At 57.4% G+C, this 19,165-nt stretch carries 20 protein-coding genes; 4 read left to right on the forward strand and 16 right to left on the reverse strand.

All coding sequences use genetic code 11. From position 1 onward, the window contains the following. Positions 1 to 2: 2 nt before the first annotated feature. Genes B9Z44_RS06760 through B9Z44_RS15160 form a run of 3 tightly spaced genes read right to left on the reverse strand, consistent with a single transcriptional unit; the run spans position 3 to position 2,678 of the window. Entirely contained in the window at positions 3 to 1,199 is a 1,197-nt protein-coding gene (locus B9Z44_RS06760; RefSeq protein ID WP_108359382.1) for a CaiB/BaiF CoA transferase family protein, read from the reverse strand. A gap of 2 nt (positions 1,200 to 1,201) precedes the next feature. Then, positions 1,202 to 2,482, reverse strand: a complete 1,281-nt coding sequence (locus B9Z44_RS06765; RefSeq protein WP_170108479.1) for an amidase — start codon at positions 2,480 to 2,482, stop codon at positions 1,202 to 1,204. Beyond that, positions 2,475 to 2,678 (reverse strand): hypothetical protein, encoded by a 204-nt coding sequence (locus B9Z44_RS15160; protein WP_158268556.1) that lies wholly within the window; start codon positions 2,676 to 2,678, stop codon positions 2,475 to 2,477. Before B9Z44_RS15160 ends, B9Z44_RS06765 begins: the two co-directional genes overlap by 8 nt. A gap of 99 nt (positions 2,679 to 2,777) precedes the next feature. Here B9Z44_RS15160 and B9Z44_RS06770 point away from each other — a divergent pair, with 99 nt between their 5' ends. Then, positions 2,778 to 3,440 carry a GntR family transcriptional regulator gene (locus B9Z44_RS06770; RefSeq protein WP_108359384.1) on the forward strand — a complete coding sequence of 221 codons (663 nt, stop codon included), beginning with the start codon at positions 2,778 to 2,780 and terminating at the stop codon, positions 3,438 to 3,440. 17 nt (positions 3,441 to 3,457) lie between these two features. Here B9Z44_RS06770 and pyrF read toward each other — a convergent pair whose 3' ends face one another. The 4 genes from pyrF to tsaB all read right to left on the reverse strand — a co-directional run bounded on the left by pyrF (position 3,458) and on the right by tsaB (position 6,689). Continuing rightward, a complete protein-coding gene (gene pyrF / locus B9Z44_RS06775) occupies positions 3,458 to 4,297 on the reverse strand; it encodes an orotidine-5'-phosphate decarboxylase (protein ID WP_211308691.1) in 840 nt (279 codons plus the stop codon). Positions 4,298 to 4,431: 134 nt separating this feature from the next. Beyond that, positions 4,432 to 5,376: a uracil-DNA glycosylase gene (locus B9Z44_RS06780; RefSeq protein ID WP_108402011.1), complete on the reverse strand. Its 945-nt coding sequence runs from the start codon at positions 5,374 to 5,376 to the stop codon at positions 4,432 to 4,434. A gap of 11 nt (positions 5,377 to 5,387) precedes the next feature. Further along, complete coding sequence (rimI, locus tag B9Z44_RS06785) at positions 5,388 to 5,852, reverse strand: ribosomal protein S18-alanine N-acetyltransferase (RefSeq protein ID WP_108402012.1); 465 nt, start codon at positions 5,850 to 5,852, stop codon at positions 5,388 to 5,390. A 27-nt stretch (positions 5,853 to 5,879) separates the two neighbouring features. Next, the gene (gene tsaB, locus B9Z44_RS06790; RefSeq protein WP_108402013.1) at positions 5,880 to 6,689 is read right to left on the reverse strand and encodes a tRNA (adenosine(37)-N6)-threonylcarbamoyltransferase complex dimerization subunit type 1 TsaB; all 810 of its coding nucleotides are present in this window, start codon (positions 6,687 to 6,689) and stop codon (positions 5,880 to 5,882) included. A gap of 32 nt (positions 6,690 to 6,721) precedes the next feature. On the opposite strand from tsaB, the gene dacB reads away from it, so the two are divergent. After that, positions 6,722 to 8,230, forward strand: a complete 1,509-nt coding sequence (gene dacB, locus B9Z44_RS06795; protein WP_108402014.1) for a D-alanyl-D-alanine carboxypeptidase/D-alanyl-D-alanine endopeptidase — start codon at positions 6,722 to 6,724, stop codon at positions 8,228 to 8,230. Next, positions 8,230 to 8,505: a SemiSWEET transporter gene (locus B9Z44_RS06800; protein WP_108402015.1), complete on the forward strand. Its 276-nt coding sequence runs from the start codon at positions 8,230 to 8,232 to the stop codon at positions 8,503 to 8,505. The genes dacB and B9Z44_RS06800 overlap by 1 nt, the downstream gene beginning before the upstream one ends. Here the strand turns inward: B9Z44_RS06800 and B9Z44_RS06805 are convergent. Genes B9Z44_RS06805 through purE form a run of 4 tightly spaced genes read right to left on the reverse strand, consistent with a single transcriptional unit; the run spans position 8,502 to position 12,120 of the window. After that, positions 8,502 to 9,383 carry an SGNH/GDSL hydrolase family protein gene (locus tag B9Z44_RS06805; RefSeq protein ID WP_108402016.1) on the reverse strand — a complete coding sequence of 294 codons (882 nt, stop codon included), beginning with the start codon at positions 9,381 to 9,383 and terminating at the stop codon, positions 8,502 to 8,504. The two genes, B9Z44_RS06800 and B9Z44_RS06805, sit on opposite strands and share 4 nt — an antisense overlap. Before the next feature lie 30 nt (positions 9,384 to 9,413). Further along, the gene (locus B9Z44_RS06810; RefSeq protein WP_108402017.1) at positions 9,414 to 10,436 is read right to left on the reverse strand and encodes an L-threonylcarbamoyladenylate synthase; all 1,023 of its coding nucleotides are present in this window, start codon (positions 10,434 to 10,436) and stop codon (positions 9,414 to 9,416) included. A gap of 23 nt (positions 10,437 to 10,459) precedes the next feature. Further along, positions 10,460 to 11,632 (reverse strand): 5-(carboxyamino)imidazole ribonucleotide synthase, encoded by a 1,173-nt coding sequence (locus B9Z44_RS06815; RefSeq protein ID WP_108402018.1) that lies wholly within the window; start codon positions 11,630 to 11,632, stop codon positions 10,460 to 10,462. Continuing rightward, positions 11,629 to 12,120: a 5-(carboxyamino)imidazole ribonucleotide mutase gene (gene purE / locus B9Z44_RS06820; protein WP_108402019.1), complete on the reverse strand. Its 492-nt coding sequence runs from the start codon at positions 12,118 to 12,120 to the stop codon at positions 11,629 to 11,631. The genes B9Z44_RS06815 and purE overlap by 4 nt, the downstream gene beginning before the upstream one ends. A 46-nt stretch (positions 12,121 to 12,166) precedes the next feature. Here purE and trxA point away from each other — a divergent pair, with 46 nt between their 5' ends. After that, on the forward strand, positions 12,167 to 13,123 hold the full coding sequence (gene trxA, locus B9Z44_RS06825) for a thioredoxin (protein ID WP_108402020.1): 957 nt from the start codon (positions 12,167 to 12,169) through the stop codon (positions 13,121 to 13,123). Between the two features lie 20 nt (positions 13,124 to 13,143). Here the strand turns inward: trxA and B9Z44_RS06830 are convergent, their stop codons facing one another. The 5 genes from B9Z44_RS06830 to pyk all read right to left on the reverse strand — a co-directional run bounded on the left by B9Z44_RS06830 (position 13,144) and on the right by pyk (position 19,138). Beyond that, positions 13,144 to 14,859 (reverse strand): T6SS phospholipase effector Tle1-like catalytic domain-containing protein, encoded by a 1,716-nt coding sequence (locus B9Z44_RS06830; RefSeq protein WP_108402021.1) that lies wholly within the window; start codon positions 14,857 to 14,859, stop codon positions 13,144 to 13,146. Further along, entirely contained in the window at positions 14,856 to 15,416 is a 561-nt protein-coding gene (locus B9Z44_RS06835) for a DUF3304 domain-containing protein (protein WP_170108480.1), read from the reverse strand. Before B9Z44_RS06835 ends, B9Z44_RS06830 begins: the two co-directional genes overlap by 4 nt. A 206-nt stretch (positions 15,417 to 15,622) precedes the next feature. Beyond that, positions 15,623 to 16,528, reverse strand: coding sequence for a phosphoribosylaminoimidazolesuccinocarboxamide synthase (locus B9Z44_RS06840; protein ID WP_108402023.1), 906 nt, complete (start codon positions 16,526 to 16,528; stop codon positions 15,623 to 15,625). Between the two features lie 3 nt (positions 16,529 to 16,531). Next, a complete protein-coding gene (gene fba / locus B9Z44_RS06845; RefSeq protein WP_108359396.1) occupies positions 16,532 to 17,596 on the reverse strand; it encodes a class II fructose-bisphosphate aldolase in 1,065 nt (354 codons plus the stop codon). 108 nt (positions 17,597 to 17,704) lie between these two features. Beyond that, complete coding sequence (gene pyk, locus B9Z44_RS06850; RefSeq protein ID WP_108359397.1) at positions 17,705 to 19,138, reverse strand: pyruvate kinase; 1,434 nt, start codon at positions 19,136 to 19,138, stop codon at positions 17,705 to 17,707. Positions 19,139 to 19,165 lie beyond the last annotated feature (27 nt).

The raw sequence follows: 19,165 nt of genomic DNA on the forward strand, positions 1-19,165 counted from the left end.
GCTTAGACCACCTCTTGTGTGTGAAATTGCTGAATCTCTTCGTCTGAGTAACCGGCTTCGCGCAACACTTCATCCGTGTGCTCGCCCCATCCAGGTGCGGGCGCCACAACTTGGGATGGTGTGCGCTCTAAAACCACTGGCTGAGTGATGTACGCAATTTCTTTGCCAAAGTTTGTCATCAAGGATTGTGTGACTTTCAAATGTTTCACTTGTTCATCTTCAAACACTTGAGGTACGGTGTAAACGGGACCAGCGGGAACGCCAATTTGGTTGAGCAAGTCGACCCAATGTTTGACCGTGTTCTTTTTAAACTCAACTGCAATTTGTGCATTCAGGCGTTCACGGTGTTGCACACGCAAAGGCTCGGTGCGGAATTCGGGATCAGCATACCAATCAGGTTTGTCCAATGCATCACAAAAGCGTTTCCAGTTGCCTTCACCAGACGCGCCTAAATTGAAGCATCCATCGTTCGCATCGAACAAGCCCATCGGTGAGCTGGTGGGGTGGTTGTTACCCACTTGCACAGGTATGTCGTTGTCGTTGAGGTAGCGCGCCATTTGAAAATCCATCATGGCGATTTGTGAATGCAACAAAGAGCTGTGCACCCACTGGCCCTTGCCAGACACCTCGCGCTCCAACAGGGCTACCAAAATACCGAGGGCGCAGTACAAGCCCGCACTCAGATCGGCAACGGCCAAGCCGGCGCGAATGGGGCCGTGCTCGGGCTCACCTGTCACGCTCATCAAGCCCCCCATGCCTTGAATGATTTGATCGAATCCGGGACGCCAAGCGTATGGACCATCCTGACCAAAGCCAGAAATACTCGCCAAGATGATGCGCGGGTTGACCTTGGCCAAAGACTCGTAATCAAGACCCAAACGGGTCTTCACATCTGGGCGCCAGTTCTCGACCACCACGTCCGCCTCGGCGACCAAGCGCATGAGTACATCCATAGCGCCAGGCTTTTTGAGGTTGAGCGTCATGGAGCGCTTGTTGCGGTTGATGTTCTGGAAATCCCCGCCTTTGCGGTTGGCCGCAAACATCGCTTCATTCGGGTCGACCCCTTCGGGCGGCTCGACACGGATCACATCCGCACCAAAGTCGGTCAGGATACGCACACAGTTGGGGCCCGCACGCACGCGCGACAAATCGATCACCTTGAACCGCGCGAGTGCGCTAGACGCTTGTATTTTTGGCATGTTTATGTAACCCGAGAAATTAATTCTGCTTGCTCTGCAAAGTCAAGCAACCGATGTTCAGCAAAAGGACGGGCAAGCACCTGCACGCAAATTGGGCGATGTCGCGCATCACGCGCAATCGGCAAATTCAACGCCGGCAAACCCAAGTAATTCACAAACCCCATAAAGGCATGCATGCCAGCCAACTGGGTCCGGTCAAAAGCCGGGTTGCCAACCTCTACCGCAGACCCATCGGGCAGCAGGCAGCCCAAGGCGGGCAAGATCAAAAATTCTGCGTCGTTGAAATGTCGCTGGACGAACTGCTCGAGAAATGCACCGCGCGCGGCTATCGACTCTTGGTACCACGCGTCGGGCACGCCCAAGCCAGGCATGCCAATCGCCTGTACCGCAGGTTCTGCTTGACCCGCCAGCAACGACGTGCGATGGGTGCGCGCGGTTTCGTAAAACAACACACGTTGCGCGTGTCGGTTGAGTTGCTCAAACTCAGCGGCCATGTCGACCTCAGCAACGGCCACATTCAGTTGTGCAACCCATTCACGAATTGCCTGAATCACTTGACTGTCTACACCACGGCCAGGTAGCCAGACCTGACACACCGCATCCGTGACCACGGTTTCACGCAACGACTGAGGCGATAGCGCCTGCCAAATTTCACGCGCATCTTGTGGCCAGCGGCTCAAAACACCCACACTGTCAAGCGACGGCGCCAAAGGCGCACACCCTTGCGTGCTCACAGCACCCTGCGTGGTTTTAAGACCGATCAAACCACACGTCGCCGCAGGAATGCGTACCGAGCCTGCGGTATCAGTACCTAAAGCGGCATACGTGATGCCGGCAGCCACGGCGATGGCTGAACCACTTGACGACCCTCCCACAGCCGCAGCCTCATCCAATGGATTGACGCAACGTGCAAAGTGTGGGTTTTGTGCCGTCGCGCCACAGGCATGAGGCGCCATTACCAAGGTGGCCCATTGGCTTGCACCGGCATTGGCGAGCGCCGTGATAGCCGCCGCGGGTTGCAGGCCCATTTGGGGAGCGCCATGTTGCACGCCGCATCCAGGCAATCGGCCTTGCAAATCAAAAATATCTTTATGCGCCAACGCTATTCCCGCCAAAGGCCCTGCCTCAGGGGCGGTCATCGGCAACTCATCGACCACGCATGCGTACTGCCCACGCAAAGCTCGGCCCTTTGCAACTTGTGCAAGCAACGCTTGTTGCATTGAAATTTGCCCTGCGCGAATTTGCGCTTGCAACTGCACCATGCGATCGGGCAACTCAAACAAGGGCGCACCTCCGCAGCATGGCTTCGTAAGTGACACCCACGTCCGAAGCTTGTGGCACGGGCTCAGACGTCGCCAGACGTGCCAGCATCTTTCCTGTGGCTTGCGACAACGCATCAGACGGCAAGACACCGTTCTCGACCAAGGTCTGCTTGGCCAATTGGGTAAAGTCTTGTGACCTGTTTGCGCTAGTCAACATGCGTTTGGCGTATTTGGATAATCTGCATGCGTATATTTATACCTCATTAAATATATTTATAGGGAAAATTTAAAATATCGTTTTCACCTAGGCATGTTTATGAAAATCAGTGACCAAATTCGACTTCGCATTGAATCGGCTATTTCGTCGGGTGAGCTACTCCCTGGTGATGCCATTGATGACGTAGCCTTGGCCACGCAGCACAAGGTCTCTCGCACGCCCGTTCGTGAGGCACTGCTTCAGCTTCAAGCGCAAGGCATTTTGAGCAGCACCCCGCGGGGTGGTCACATCGTGTCAAAAATGAACTTGCAGCAGCTGCTTTCGCTTTGGGAATTGCTTGCCGAGTTGGAAGGCGTTGTGGTTCGCTTGGCATGTGAACGCATGACCAACGATGAAATCAAAGCCTTGGTAAAACAACACCGCAGCAGCCAGAAACTGGCGACCAAAGAAGACATTGATGGCTGGCAAGAGGCCAACCTTAAATTTCATGAAATTATTTACGAGGGCGCCCGTAACTCGTTCTTGCGACAAGAGGTCTTGCGCATTCGGTCACGCACGGGGGCTTATCGGCGCCATGCGTTTGGCGCGTTAGGCCGCATCAAATCGTCTTACGAGCAGCACGAAAAAATAGTCAACGCACTCGAAAAACGAGATGCCGCGGCTGCATTCACCTGCATGACAGCCCACATGCGCCCTGGCCGTGACTCAAAGACTTTGAACGATTTCATCATCAGCCTGCCACGTGAGTTGTTGGCCGGCTGATCCACAAGTGCGCTGAATCAAGCCCGTGAGGCTTGAAGCAGCTCACGCGTTTGCAATGCCACACGACGTGCAGCGGCTGCAAAGTCGTCACCATTCGACGCATACAAAATCGCACGTGAGGAGTTGACGATGATGGGCCCTGTGGTGGCACCATCGCGCTCACGCAAACCCGCCTTCACAGTGGCCGCCGCATCGCCACCTTGAGCACCCACGCCGGGGATGAGCAAGGGCACAGTGGGTGCAAGTTCGCGCACACGTTCAATTTCTTTGGGGTAGGTCGCGCCCACCACCAAGCCCAGTTGACCATTGAGGTTCCAAGGGCCTTGGGCCAAACGTGCCACGTGTTCGTACAACAAAGGCTGACCGTCAACCGACGCAAGGCGTTGGTTTTGCAAATCGTCACCACCGGGGTTAGAGGTGCGGCACAGCAAGAACGCGCCTTTGCCGTGGTACTTCAAATAAGGCGCCACAGAGTCCCAACCCATGAAGGGCGAGAGGGTCACCGCGTCGGCGCCATAACGCTCAAAAGCTTCGATGGCGTATTGCTCTGCGGTGCTGCCAATGTCGCCGCGCTTGGCATCCAAAATGATGGGTACTTGGGGCGCGACGCGGCGCATGTGCTCCATCAAACGTTCCAACTGGCCTTCGGCACGGTGCGCGGCAAAGTAAGCGATTTGAGGCTTGAAGCTGTTCACCAAATCTGCTGTGGCATCGACGATGGCCGCACAGAAGTCGTAAATCTTGTTCGAGTCGCCCTTGATGCGGTCTGGAAACTTGGTCGGCTCGGGGTCGAGGCCCACGCAGAGCATGGAGTTGTTTTGGCGCTCAGCGGCGCTCAGCATGTCAAGGAAGGTCATGCGCCCATTTTAGAAGGCTTGTTTGGGGGTTTTGCTGGGCTCGCTGCGGGCAAAGGCCGCGGGCAGGTTCCTCATGCTGGGGTACCCAAGCTGCGCCCACCTCTCCGGCGCGAAGCACTCACGAACGAGAGAACCTACTCAGAGCCCTTAAGGTGAGCCATCGCCAAACAAAGATCAGCCCACACCTTGGCCTTTTCAGGCAAGTTACGCAACACATATGCGGGGTGGTACGTCACCACCACCGGCAAGTTTTGATACTGGTAAACACGGCCACGCAGTTTGCCCAGCGGCGTGGTTTCCACCTCGGGCACGGTGTCGCGCAACAAGGCCTGCACCGCAAAGCGACCCATGGCCAAAATCATCTTGGGTTTCAGCAAAGCCACTTGGCGCTCAAGGTAAGACAGGCACTGCGCCACCTCTTCGGGCTTGGGGTTGCGGTTGCCGGGGGTGCGGCACTTGAGTACGTTGGAGATGTACACACCACCGCCCTCTGCCGTGCGTTCACCGGTGCGTGACAGCTTCATGGCGCCCAACATGTTGTCGAGCAGCTTGCCTGCTTGACCCACAAAGGGCTCGCCTTGCAAGTCTTCGTTTTCACCCGGAGCTTCGCCCACGATGAGCCAATCCACCTGCGGGGCTTGCCCCTCTGCTGCAGGCGCGCCCACACCAAACACGGTGTTTTTGCGCGAGCCGCACAAGGCGCAAGCTTGGCAGCCAGACACCGTGCTGTGCAAGGCTGACCAATCCATTTGGTCGATGCCTTCGGGGCGCTGAATGATGATGGGCGCGGACTCAGCCTTGGCCACAGGCGCAGGCATTTGCCGCACTGCGGTGTCATGGCCTGCGGCGTTCGCAATGGCTTGCGTGGCCAGTTCGCTGGCGGCGGCAAAGCTGTGCGCCTCTTCGGCGTGGGCTTGCATCACCACATCGGCAGGTGCGCAAGCGGATGTGTCGACCACCAAGGTTTCCACCGCGGGAGCGCCCATGACAGCGGCCTCAGACATGGGCGACCACACGCGCACGCCCATCTCGGCCAGCATGGCGCGTTGGCGTTTGTCGAGGTGCAGGGTGTCGGTCATGGGGGGATAGCTTACAGCTTGAGCGACATGACCACCGCGTGCTCGCGCTGGCCGTGGTCGGCAGGGTAATAGTTTTTGCGCTCACCCACGCGGCGGTAGCCAAAGCGTTCGTACACCTGCATGGCGCGGGTGTTGCCCACACGCACCTCTAGCCACAGCCATTGGGCTTGGCGGCTGCGCGCCCACACCGACAAGGCCTCGAGCATGAGCACACCGTAACCCAGCCCCTGAAACTCAGGCGCGACGGTGATGTTGAGCAAATGCACTTCCTCCACGCCCTCCATGGCTACGAAGTAGCCAATCAGGGTGTCGCCGCCCATCAGCGCCAGCAACTTGTAGCCCGACTTGAGCGAATCCGCAAAGTTGCCGCGCGTCCACGGGTGGGCGTAAGCGCTGTTTTCAATGCGCAGCACGTCGTCGAGCAGCGCTGCAGTCAGCGGCTCTAGGCGAACTTCGGATTTCAAAACAGCACTCATGGCGTGGGTGGATGTGGCTAAGAAAAGTTAGGGCGTGATTGTCGGCGCAGCGGCTTGCGCAAGCTGCTCTGCTTGTTGCGCTTTGATTTGCATGCGCTCGTCGGTGGTTTGCGCCACTTTGTCGCGGATGTAGAGCGGCAATGCTTCTTCAGGAGGTACGGCAGCACCTGCCGCCCACGCAGCGGGAGCCAAACGCAGCAGCGCAGCGGCGGTGGGCAAGGCCGTCACTTGAGGTGCCGTGAATGCGGTGGGCCAACGGCCTACGTACACCGGCCACGCATTGCCTGCGGCAATGAAGCTGTCTTGCGACCACTCAGCGGGCCAATGCAAAGATTCGGGGCTGTGCAGATCGGGCGCTTGCACGCAGCGCCATGTGCCTTGCATTTGATTGGTGTCATCTGCGTTGGGTGGAGTGACATCAGCAGCATTTGGCGTGAATTCATACGCCGCCACATACACCTGCTCCATGCGCGCATCCATCACGGTCAGCACGCGGGTCACGGGTGCAACACTGGCCGCACGCGCCTCTTCGGCCAAGGCCAACAAGGTGTCAATCGGCAACACGGGCAAGTCCGCCCCAAACGCCAAGCCCTGCGCCACCGAGCACGCGGTGCGCAAACCCGTGAACGCGCCCGGCCCGCGGCCAAACACCACAGCTTGCAAATCAGCCAATGCCAAACCGGCCTCTTTCAAGAGCGCCAAGGTTTGCGGAATCATGTGCGTGGACGTGAGCGCACCGCCCGCGCTGGTGTGCGTCCATGTGTGCGTGCCGCGTGCGACCGCAAGAGAAAGGGTGTCGGTGCTGGTCTCTAACGCCAGCCACTGGTTGTTGTGCATGGGGTGATTATCCCAGCCGTGATAATTTGTCCATGACCCCTCTGCACTTGCCCTCTTTGCACCGGCTTCCCGCGCATTTATCACTCCCCCGATTTCACTGGGGCCGCTTGGCATTGGCAATGATGTGCGCCATGGTCTTGCACGCGCACGCAGCCCCACATTCCAAAGCCGTGCGCAGCGAGCCCCCCAAACACACGGCGGGCGACATAGGCCAGCTGCCCCCCGACGTGCAAGCAGCGCTGCAACGCGCCAAAGTGCCAAGCGAGAACTTCCATGTCATGGTGGTCGACACGCACGCCAGCAGCACGCCACGTCTGAGCCACCAAGCCCAAGTCCGTGTGAACCCCGCCTCGCTGATGAAGCTGGCCACCACCACCGCCGCGCTGGACACGCTCGGCCCCGCGTTTGTGTGGCGCACGCCCGTTTACGTGGACGGCCCTGTGCGCGATGGCATATTGCAAGGCAATGTCTACATCAAGGGCAGCGGCGACCCGCGTTTGGTGGTGGAGCGTTTGTGGCTGTTGATGCGCCGCATCCAAGGCTTGGGCATTCAGAAAATTCAAGGCGACATCGTGCTGGACCGCAGTGCGTTTGAGGTGCCCACGCGTGACGCCGCCAGTTTTGACGGCGAGCCCTTGCGCCCCTACAACGCGGCGCCCGATGCGCTGCTTCTGAACTTCAAATCGCTGCTCATTCAGTTTGTGCCCGATCGCGCTGCCAACGTGGCGCGTGTGCAAATTGAGCCGCCCTTGGCAGGCGTGCAATTCCCCGCCACCGTGCCGTTGAGCAATGGGGATTGCAGCGACTACCGCACAGCTTTGCGGGCCGATTGGACAGACCCCACCCGCATCCGCTTTGCAGGTAACTTCCCCGCCGTGTGTGGCGAAAAAATGTGGCCCATCGCCTACGCCGCACCCCAGCAGTTTGCACAGCGCGCCATCGCGGGCATGTGGCAACAACTGGGTGGTCAACTCAACGGTCAAGTACGGGAGGGCAATGTGCCCGCCAATCTCCAGCCCGCATTCAATATGGAGTCAGCCACCTTGGCAGAAACCATCCGCGACATCAACAAGTACAGCAACAACGTGATGGCACAACACGTGTTCCTCACCCTCAGCCAACAGCAACGCGGCGTGGGCAGCTTTGACGCGTCGCGCGAGGTGATGCAACGCTGGTGGCACGAACGTGTGGGCGGTGAAGCACCCATCTTCGACAACGGCTCGGGCTTGAGCCGCGAAGAACGGATCAGCGCCCAGGCCTTGGCGCGTTTGCTACAAGTCGCGTGGGCATCGCCCACCATGTCAGAACTGATGAGCTCACTGCCCGTCACCGGCCTTGACGGCACGATGAAACGCAGCAAAGCACAAGCCAGCGCACATTTAAAAACAGGCAGCTTGCGTGATGTGGCGGGTGTGGCTGGCTTTGTAGACACAGCCAGTGGCAAACGACTCGTGGTGGTGGCTATCCTTCATCACGCCAATGCCAACGCAGCACGCCCTGCGCTGGACGCGATGATTGACTGGGCGGGAAGGCAACCTTAATGAATTACACCGAATGGATTGGCTACGCTGCAGCCAGCTTGACCACCGCGAGCTTTGTACCTCAGGCGTGGCTGACCTTTAAGACGCGTGATGTGAGCGGTATTTCGTTGGGGATGTACAGCGCGTTCACGCTTGGCATTGCGCTGTGGCTGGCCTACGGCTTGCTGATTGAAGCCTGGCCCGTCGTGATTGCCAACATCATCACCTTGGTGTTGGCCGCCAGTATTTTGGCGATGCGCTTGCGATTTGCGCGCAAGGCATCAGCCCCGAATTAACGCCAGCCTTGAGCGGTGGCGTTGTACAAATAACTGGCCACCCAACGGTTGCCGGCGGGCGTGAGGTGAATGCCGTCGGCAAACAACATGGTGGTGTAATCAACACCAGAAGTACCAGTAGGCACAGAGGTGGCACATCCTGAGGTAAACAGTGGTGCAGTCAATGGCGCTGTAACGGAACCACTACCGCACGCAGGCGTAGTTCCTGTTGAAACAGTAGCGCTGAAACCTGTGTCAGTGAACGGCGGATAGGTCGTCGCAGATGTTGCGGTCAAAAAGGCAGCTGTCACACCAGAGGTGTTGGCATAAATTACCGTGTTGGCGCTATGACCACCGAAAGCAGAACCGAGCGCTGCCAATACGGCGTCATTAAAAGTATTGGTCGCTGTAGCGTTGAAGGTTGTGGTGCGGCCCCATGGCGCTCTTGAAACCTCCAACACAGGCATGATCAACACGTGTTTGACACCTGCATTCAGCAAGCTCTGGACTGCTGCAACCAAATTGTTCTTCGCGTCCGTCAAATTTGTGCCATCAATCACATCATGTGTGCCCACCGTGATGACCACCAAATCACCCTCGGAAAAGCTGCCAACAGATGTGATTTGAGTCGCCAAATCAGCAATTTTTTTGCCATTGCCTGCAGCGAACACCACACTAGACTGCCCAAGCCCAAAAGACGCCGCGACTTGTTGAACCACGGTATCCGTGGTGCTGCCTTCACGAACCGTTGCGTTGACGTCGTTGTAACCGTCCCCCAAACCAATCACGCGCGTTGGTTTGAACGGATCCACCGTACTGCTTGAGCCGCAGGCAGACAGCAGCGCGACTGCGGCAAGCGTGCACAGGGCTTTGAGAATTCGGCTAAAAATTGGGTTCATCACAGGCTCTCTTTTGAGTACCACGTTAGTTTAACAAGTTGGTGTGGCGGCCCGCGTCAAGCGGTCGCGCACGCCATCCCATTCGGGGGTTTGGGGCGGAGTTTCGACCCAAATGTGCGCGATGCCTTGGGCATCGAAGTCGCGCAGCTGGGCAAAAAGTTGGTGGGCGCAGTCATGCGCATCCAGGGGCATGGGCTGCAAGTTGAAGTGTGCCCGTTTGTCTGACGGCACATGCAAAGCGCAGCGCGACCACACGGCAGTGGTGCAGGTCAGGGTCAGCCCCGCCTGGGCCACCGATTGCGCGTCGATGGCTTGCTGCAGCTCAACTGCGGTCATCAACTGCACTTTGGCAGCGGGCGCGTAATGCGATGCCAATGTGCCGGAGGCTCGTGGGGCGTCGGCATCTGGTGCATTCGGCGTGATGACGGTCACGCCACAGGCCTCACTCAACTGCTGAGGCGTCAACACGCCGGGACGCAACAGCACGGGCGCAGCGCGGGTGCAATCCACAATGGTGGACTCGATGCCCACATCACAAGCGCCGCCATCAATGATCAGTAGCTCAGAACCAAATTCACTGGCCACATGCGCAGCGGTGGTAGGGCTAACACGGCCAAACAAATTGGCACTGGGTGCGGCCACGCCAAACACGCCTAAATCTTGGGCGCTTTGCAGCACGTCATGCGCTATTGGGTGTGAGGGGCAACGCAGGCCTACCGAGTTTTGTCCGCCTGCGGCCACGGCAGCCACCTCGGGGCGGCGCGGCAAGATGAGGGTCAAAGGACCGGGCCAAAACGCATCCATGAGTTTTTGTGCAAAGTCCGGCACATGGCTGGCAAAGCGCTGCACGCCTTGCGCGCTGGCCACATGCACGATGAGCGGGTGGTTGGCGGGGCGGCCTTTGGCTTCAAAGATTTTGGCGACTGCTGCGTCGTTGCCCGCATCTGCGGCCAAGCCGTAAACCGTCTCGGTCGGTAAGCCCAACAACTCACCGCGCTGCAAAGCTTGTGCAGCAGTGGCGATGGATGCGGGAAGTTGGCCGTTGAGGATCATGAGCTTGGCTTAACGCGCAACCATCAAAATGGCGCAATGCCCAAAATAGCAGCGGCTTGCAATGCCGCAGCACGGGCGGCTTCTGGCGTAGGAGCTGTGATGTTGAGGTGACCCATCTTGCGGCCCACACGCGCTTCGGTTTTTCCATACAAGTGCAAGTGCGTGCCGGGCAGCGCCAGCACCTTTTGCCATGCAGGTTCAACTTGCGCAGCATTGGTATTTGCAAACCACAAGTCGCCCAATAGGTTGAGCATGAAAGCGGGGCTGTGCAAACGTGGTTGCGTCAAAGGCAAATCGGCCATGGTGCGCACTTGCAGCTCGAACTGCGACACATCGCAAGCGTCTTGGCTGTAGTGGCCGCTGTTGTGCGGGCGAGGAGCGATTTCATTGACGACCAACGCGCCATCAGCCAACACAAAAAACTCCACGCACAACACGCCCACGTAGTTCAGCTCTTGCGCCACGGCTTTGGCGGCTTCAATCGCTTGCTGCGCCAAGACGTCAGGCACATTGCCCGCAAACACCTCGGTCACGGCCAAGATGCCATCGCGGTGCAAGTTGCGTTGCACAGGCAAGTTCACCATCACGCCATCACGACCACGCGCCACGATGACCGAGCACTCGCTGGCCAAAGGCAACATTTTTTCCAGCACGCAAGGCACTTTGCCGAGCTTGGCCCAACCGGCGTTGAGCTCGTCACGCGTGGTCACGCGCAACTGGCCTTTGCCGTCGTAGCCCATGCGGGAGGTTTTCAAAATGCCAGGCAGCAAGTTGTCGTTGACAGCGGCCAGTTGCTCTGGCGTGTCAATCACCGCATGCGGCGCCACAGGCACGCCGCATTTCACAAAATGGGCTTTCTCACGCGCGCGGTCTTGCGCCACGGCCACGGCAGACGCGGCGGGTGACACAGGCAGTGTGGCGGCGAGTTGCGCCAGCGCATCGGCGGGCACGTTTTCAAACTCGGTGGTCACGGCTTGGCACACGGCGGCGAGTTGCTTCAAGCCTGCGGCATCCAAGTAGTCGGTGTGAATGTGGTGGTGGCTCACCAAACCTGCGGGGCTTTGTGCATCGGGGTCGAGCACGGCGGTGTTGTAGCCCATGCGTTGCGCAGCGTGAGCCCACATGCGGCCCAACTGGCCACCGCCCAACACGCCCAAGGTCGAGCCGGGCAGCAATGGCTTCAGGGCGGTGCTCATACGGGTGGCAGCGTCATGTTGCGCGCCACTTCGGTTTGCGCTGCGCGGAAGGCTTGCAGCTTTTCAGCCAAAACAGCATCGGTCGATGCCAACAAAGCCACGGCAAACAAAGCCGCATTCGCAGCACCCGCATTGCCAATGGCAAAGGTGGCCACCGGAATGCCTTTGGGCATTTGCACGATGCTGTGCAAGGAGTCGACGCCTTGCAAATGCTTGCTGGCCACCGGCACACCCAGCACGGGCACGATGGTTTTGGCGGCAATCATGCCGGGCAAGTGAGCGGCACCGCCCGCACCTGCGATGATGGCGCGCAAACCACGGCCTTGCGCGGCTTCGGCATAGGCAAACATGTCATCGGGCATGCGATGGGCTGAAACCACGCGGGTTTCAAAAGTGATGCCAAATTCTTGGAGAATCTGGGCTGCATGTTGCATGGTGTCCCAATCAGAGTTGGAACCCATGACGACACCGACTTGGCACTGGGTCATGATGTGGCTGTGTGTGAGCAAAAACGAATTTTAAGACGGGACCCCCATGATTGATGTGACGATGGAAAATTTCGAGGCCGACGTGATCGCCGCCTCACAAACCACCCCCGTGTTGGTGGACTTCTGGGCCGACTGGTGTGGCCCCTGCAAATCGTTGGGCCCAGTCCTCGAAAAGCTAGAAGCCGACTACGCAGGCCGCTTCAAGCTGGTCAAAATCAACGCCGACACCGAGCAGCAGCTGGCGGGCGCTTTTGGCGTCAAGAGCCTACCCACCTGCATTTTGCTGATGGGTGGCCGCCCTGTGGACGGCTTTATGGGCGCGTTGCCCGAGGGCAAAGTGCGCGAATTCTTGGACAAGCATTTGCCATCCGACAACGAAGTGGCTGCCCAAGCCGATGCCCAAGAAGCCGAGCAACTCATCAACTCAGGCGACGCCCAAGCCGCCATCGCCAAGCTGCAAGAGGCTTTGAGCCTCAACACGGCTGACGACGAAACCCGTTACAACTTGGTCAAACTGCTGATTTCTGTGGGCGAGCTGGAAGAAGCGCAAGCGGCATTGGCACCTAAGCTGACGGAAATCCCATTGCAACTGCGCTTTGATGCCCTCAACTACTGGCTGCAAGCTTTGCAGTTTGTGTCGACCGACGAACGCGCCGCTTGGACGTTTGAACAATTCGATGCCGCCATCGCCCAAAACAAACGCGACTTCGACACCCGCTTAGCAAAAGCCCGCGTGCTGATTGCCGCTGAGTTGTTTGAAGCCGCCATGGACGAGTTGCTGGAAATCATCATGCGCGACAAAACGTGGAACCACGATGTGGCGCGCAAGACCTATGTGTCCATCTTGGAGCTGATGACACCACCCAAGCCCAAAACGGACGATGCCGCCTTTGGCAAAACCGCAGGCGGCATCGAGTTAACCGGCAAAGCTGCGGTGCAAGAAGACCCCGTGTTGGAGATGATTTCTCGCTACCGCCGCAAGCTCAGCATGGCGCTGAATTAAACAAGTTCCTGCACAGATCATCAGGCATACACTGACTTTGGTTCTGAAGCATTATTCAATTCGTCTGGGTCAAAGTGCAGTGTGGCCACACGGTCGTCTTCGCCCATATAGATGCCACGGTGGCGCAAATAACACTCGTTTTCAACCACTATGTGCGCACGGCCTAGGCTTTGCAAAAATCCTGCAAACGAATCGTGTACCCAATCGTCAAAAAAATGCTCTTTGGCATCTGTGGACCGAATGCTTTGAATGGCCTCGTAAATCTTACCTGCTTTGGCGTGATAGCCCATTGTTTTTTCGGGAGACCAACTGCGCATGAGACGAATCTGCTCTTCAAGCAGTGCTTGGCCTTTTTTGTAAAACGATACACGTGCGGAGTCAAATTCGTGGGCACGCTTGACGCTGTCTAGCGCATCAAAGCCACGTCGCACCGTCACTCGGTAACGCCATGCCAAATATGCCAAGCTGTGAGATTGAATCAGTGGTACTAGGGGTAGGCTAGGGTCTACACCGACTGCAGAAAAATAGTCAGCAACTGCTTGCTTGGTGTACTGAGGTAATAAAAACTCTTTATTCAACTTGTTAGCCACGCCATCTGCTGAATCAAATTCAAGCCAAGGGCTGTCTTCGGTATAGCGAGGCACAGTTTTAAGCGCCGCAGCCAGCATGTCGTTCAATGTCAGTTGCGACAGCTTCAAGTGATCCGCTTTTATCAGCGTTGTTTCTTGCTTCACCGCCAGGGCTTTGCCTTGCTCACCTGGCTGATAGCCACCACCCACATCGCTGTGGGTGCCTGGGTACACATGCTCGTTGCAATGGCTGGGCAGCGCACCGTTTACTCGCACGCTTTCTAGCGGAAAGCTCTTCCTCAGCTCATGCAACGCCACAAAGTGCACACAGTTTTTCACCACCGAATCGGGCGGTATGCGCAAGTTTTTTGAACTGCTCCAATCGCCATGTCCACTTGACCCAGTCCCCACCGAGGCCACTGTGTCAAAAATACCCAACATACGAATATGCGCTGGTACACCAAACATCTTGCCGTTGACCAACAAACCCTGTTGCAGCCAATTGCAAAATACCCGCGCTTGCGCAGCACCGCGCGAGAAGCCAAACACATCCAAGTTGATGCCCGTGAGTTGGATAGATGTCTTAGGGTCGTTGTGCAGCATGGCAAGCTTGCCAGCGCATTCAGACATGAATGCGTGGCGGGTGCTCCAGTTGTCGACCAAGCCGGTGCGCAAGCCTAAGCCGTCCAAGATGGTTTGGGCTTCTGTCAGTGAAGCAGCGCTTGAATCTGCAAAGCTGCTGGGGACTGTGGTGTTGCTGCAGAGGGCTTCAACTTGATTTAACTCAAACATCAATGGGCCGCTCTTTAAGAAACGATGCATCGAGTTAAGCACTTGCAGCAGTCCCCAAACAATGCGAGGTTCTCCGCCCCAGCCAAAACCCGCCCCAAATACTGATCTACCTTCTTCTCCAATGTCTTTAAAAGGTGTTCCGACACCAGGGGCGTAGTGTTTAAAAAACCCTTCCATTGGGTTTTCTTTGTATGCTCGCCAGAGTCTTGCCACATTGCTATGCCCTTGGCCCGCTGCATCTTCGTACCAGTTGTTGCCCGTGCCATCAAAGAACATGCCGATGTTCAAAATGAACTCGCACTTATGCCCCATTGCTCGCGGGTGTTCGGCGGGTTTGGTGATGTTGGGTTTATCTAAAGCTGTGCAGACCTTCATGGCTTGACCTCCGCGTTGGGTTGAGGTTTCTCGTTAGGCAGCGGGGCGTAGTCGGGGGCTGGGCCTCTGGGATAGGCTGGGCCCGGATAGTCAACGCTTTCAGGGGCGAGTTTTGCTGATGACCAAACTTCAACACGATGCCCAGGTAAAAAGTGGACAAACATGTATCCAGGCTGCTTCTGCGCAAAATTCACTGGCACTGTTTGTTCGTGCCATGAAGATTTGCACTCAGCATTCGGGTCTACAGCTCTGCCGTTCACAAACTCGATATGGCTGATGTCACAGGTTTCCCACTTCACCGTCACCATCACGGGTTTGTCTGGGTGACGAGGCAAGCTCGCGCAGCAGACATTACCGCCGCCTCCACCCCAGCCAGTGACAGCGCCAGCCCACTGCCCATTCACATAAAAGTTCGGAATACCTGTCATCCCGCCGTAGTGCCCCACACCACTCACACTTGTGCCAATGGTGTCTTCTCCTGCCGTACTCGCACACGCGACCAGTAATGGCGCAACAGCCAATGCAAGCACTCGCAGCCATTTCCAACATACGTTCATTTCATAGCGCATTGATTACCTCGTTTGAGAATGCCAAAGGACGGGCATCAGTTTTAAAGCGAGCAATCTTATGTGTAACCACAAAGTGTTCAATGGCACTTTTGTGCCTTTTTTCACATCAACCACAAATATGAATTGGTTTGAAATAGAAATAAAAAACCCGCTTGTGTGACAAGCGGGTTTTCATCGGTAATGCAATAAGCTAATCAGTCCTTCAACCGCTCCCAAGCCTCTTGGTACTTGGCGGCGGTTTGGGCAATCACCGCTTGCGGCAAATGCGGTGCAGGGGGTGACTTGCTCCACGGCTTGCCTTGCACTTGGGCGGTTTCCAGCCAGTCGCGCAAGAACTGCTTGTCGTAGCTCGGTGGGTTCACACCGTCTTTGAAACTCTGCGCGTAGCTATCAGCCGGCCAATAGCGTGAGGAGTCGGGCGTGAGCACCTCGTCCATCAGCACCAAGTCGTTGTTGGCATCGAGGCCAAACTCAAACTTGGTATCAGCAATGATGATGCCTTTGGCCGCCGCCACGTCACGCGCTGTCTCGTACAAAGCGATGCTGACGGTTTTGATTTTTTCAGCCAAGCCGCCACCAATCATCTCCACCACTTGTTCGTAGGTGATGTTCTCGTCATGGTCACCCACGGCCGCTTTGGCAGCGGGTGTGAAGATGGGCTCTGGCAACTTGCTGGCGTTCTTCAAGCCTTTGGGCAGCTTGACGCCGCACACGGCTTGGTTCTCTTGGTATTCCTGCCAGCCGCTGCCGGCCAAATACCCGCGCACCACCGCTTCCACGGGGATGGGCCTCAAGCGTTTGACCAACATCGAGCGGCCAGTGACTTGTGCCACTTCGTCCGCGCTCACCACGCTCTCAGGCGCTTCGCCGGTCAAGTGGTTGGGGCAAATGTGGCCGAGCTTACCGAACCAAAACAAAGCCATCTTCGTGAGCAATTCGCCCTTGCCGGGGATGGCTTCGCCCATGATGACGTCAAACGCGCTGATGCGGTCCGACGCGACCATCAAGATGCGGTCGTCGCCCACGGCATAGTTGTCGCGCACTTTGCCGCGCGCGAGCAAAGGCAAAGAAGTGAGCGCAGAGGTGTGCAGAGCTGTCATGAGTTACTTCACCAACTGAGCGAGTTCGCCCTTGGCGTACTTGGCTGCCACCACAGAGAGGCTGTCGCCTTTGATCTTGCTGCCTTGGCCTTCGCAACCGAATTCCAAATAACGTTGTTTGCAGATGTTCATCGCAGCTTCGCGGGCTGGCTTGAGCCATTCGCGGGCGTCAAATTTTTCTGGGTTTTCAAACATGAACTTGCGAGCGGCAGCCGTCATGGCCAAACGGATGTCGGTGTCAATGTTGACCTTGCGCACGCCGTGCTTGATGGCTTCTTGAATTTCAGACACGGGCACACCGAAGGTCTGCTTCATCTGGCCGCCGTATTGGTTGATCATGGCCAACAGGTCTTGCGGCACGCTGCTAGAACCGTGCATGACCAAGTGGGTGTTGGGGATGCGGGCGTGAATTTCTTTGACGCGGCTGATGGCCAAAATGTCGCCCGTGGGTTCACGGGTGAACTTGTACGCGCCATGGCTGGTGCCGATGGCGATGGCCAAGGCGTCGAGTTGCGTGGCTTTCACAAACAGCGCAGCTTCTTCAGGGTCGGTCAACATTTGGCTGTGGTCGAGTTTGCCCACTGCGCCAATGCCGTCTTCTTCACCAGCTTCGCCGGTTTCCAAATTGCCCAAGCAACCCAATTCGCCTTCGACCGACACGCCCACTTTGTGCGCCATGGCCACCACTTGCTGGGTGACTTGCACGTTGTACTCAAAGCTAGAAGGCGTTTTGCCGTCTTCCATCAACGAGCCGTCCATCATGACGGAACCAAAGCCGAGGTCAATCGCACCTTGGCAAACCTTGGGCGATGTGCCGTGGTCTTGGTGCATCACCAGAGGAATGTGTGGGTAGGCTTCGGTGGCGGCTTGAATCAAATGCTTGATGAAAGGCTCACCGGCGTATTTGCGTGCGCCAGCGCTGGCTTGCAAGATGACAGGCGCGCCCACGGCGTCGGCCGCCATCATCACGGCTTGCACTTGCTCCAAGTTGTTGACGTTGAAAGCTGGAATGCCGTAACCGTGCTCTGCAGCGTGGTCCAGAAGTTCGCGCATCGATACGAGTGCCATGGGGAAATCCTCAAAAATTAAAAACTGATGTAACTGCTGGCAATTTTAAAGGCGGCAGCTCACCGCACAGCTGACAGACCCAAAAGCCCACCCGCCGTGCAAGATGCTTTAGCGAACTTCGCAAATACGCAGCATGTTGGTGCCGCCTGGCGTGCCCATGGGGTCGCCGCAAGTGATGGCGTAGACATCGCCCGTGTCCACGATTTCGCGTAACTTCAGGTGCGCTTCGGCCTGGGCCAGAGCGGTGTCGCGGTCGGCGCTGGTGTCCATCAACAAGGGGCGCACGTTGCGGAACAAAGCCATGCGGCGTTGTGAGGCCACTTTGGTGGTCACCGCGTAGATGGGAATGTGAATGCGGTGGCGGCTCATCCACAGCGCGGTGGAGCCCGATTCGGTCAAGGCCACGATGGCTTTTGCGCCCAAGTGGTGCGCCGTGAACAAGGCACCCATCGCGATGGTTTGGTCAATGCGGGTGAAGGTTTGGCCTTTGAAGTCGGCGTCCAGTTCCACGTCCTCAGCGGCTTCGGCAGCCTCACAAATCTTGGACATTTCTTGCACGGTCTCAAGCGGGTATTTGCCTGCGGCGGTTTCAGCACTGAGCATGACGGCGTCTGTACCGTCAATCACGGCGTTGGCCACGTCGCTCACCTCGGCGCGCGTGGGCACGGGGTTGGTGATCATGCTTTCCATCATTTGGGTGGCTGTGATCACCACTTTGTCGTGCTGACGCGCCAGCTTGATCATGCGTTTTTGCAACGCGGGCACGGCGGCGTTACCCACCTCGACGGCCAAGTCGCCACGCGCCACCATGATGCCGTCGCTGGCTCGCAAAATTTCTTCTAACAGCGGGATGGCCTCGGCACGCTCAATCTTGGCAATCAAGCCCGGCTTGTGTTTGTATTCAGCGCCAGCCACGTTGGCCAGTTGGCGCGCCATTTCCATGTCGGTGGCGTTTTTGGGGAAGCTCACAGCGAGGTAGTCGGCTTGGAAGCTCATCGCGGTTTTGATGTCTTCCATGTCTTTGCCGGTCAAGGCCGGTGCAGTCAGGCCGCCGCCTTGTTTGTTGATGCCTTTGTTGTTCGACAACTCACCACCCACTTTGACCGTGGTGTGCACTTGTTCACCGCGCACGGCTTCGACGGTCAACACGATCAAGCCGTCGTTGAGCAACAGCAAATCGCCGGGCTTCACGTCGCGGGGCAGTTCTTTGTAGTCCAAACCCACGCCTTGCAAATCGCCGGGTTCGGTGCGTGAGGCGTCGAGCACAAATTTGGCGCCGTTCTCCAACATGACCTTGCCATCCACAAACTTGCCCACGCGAATCTTGGGGCCTTGCAGGTCGGCCATGATGGCCACTTCGCGGCCTGCGCGGGCGGCGGCTTCGCGCACCAGTCGGGCGCGGTCAATGTGGTCTTGGGCTTTGCCGTGGCTGAAATTCAGGCGAACCACGTTCACGCCAGCGCGGATCATGGCTTCCAGCAACGCGGGATCGCTGGAAGCTGGGCCTAAAGTAGCAACAATTTTGGTAGCGTGACGTGCCATGTTTTGTGTCTCCGTATGTGTTTTGTT

Source organism: Limnohabitans curvus (assembly GCF_003063475.1).
GTDB lineage: Bacteria > Pseudomonadota > Gammaproteobacteria > Burkholderiales > Burkholderiaceae_C > Limnohabitans > Limnohabitans curvus.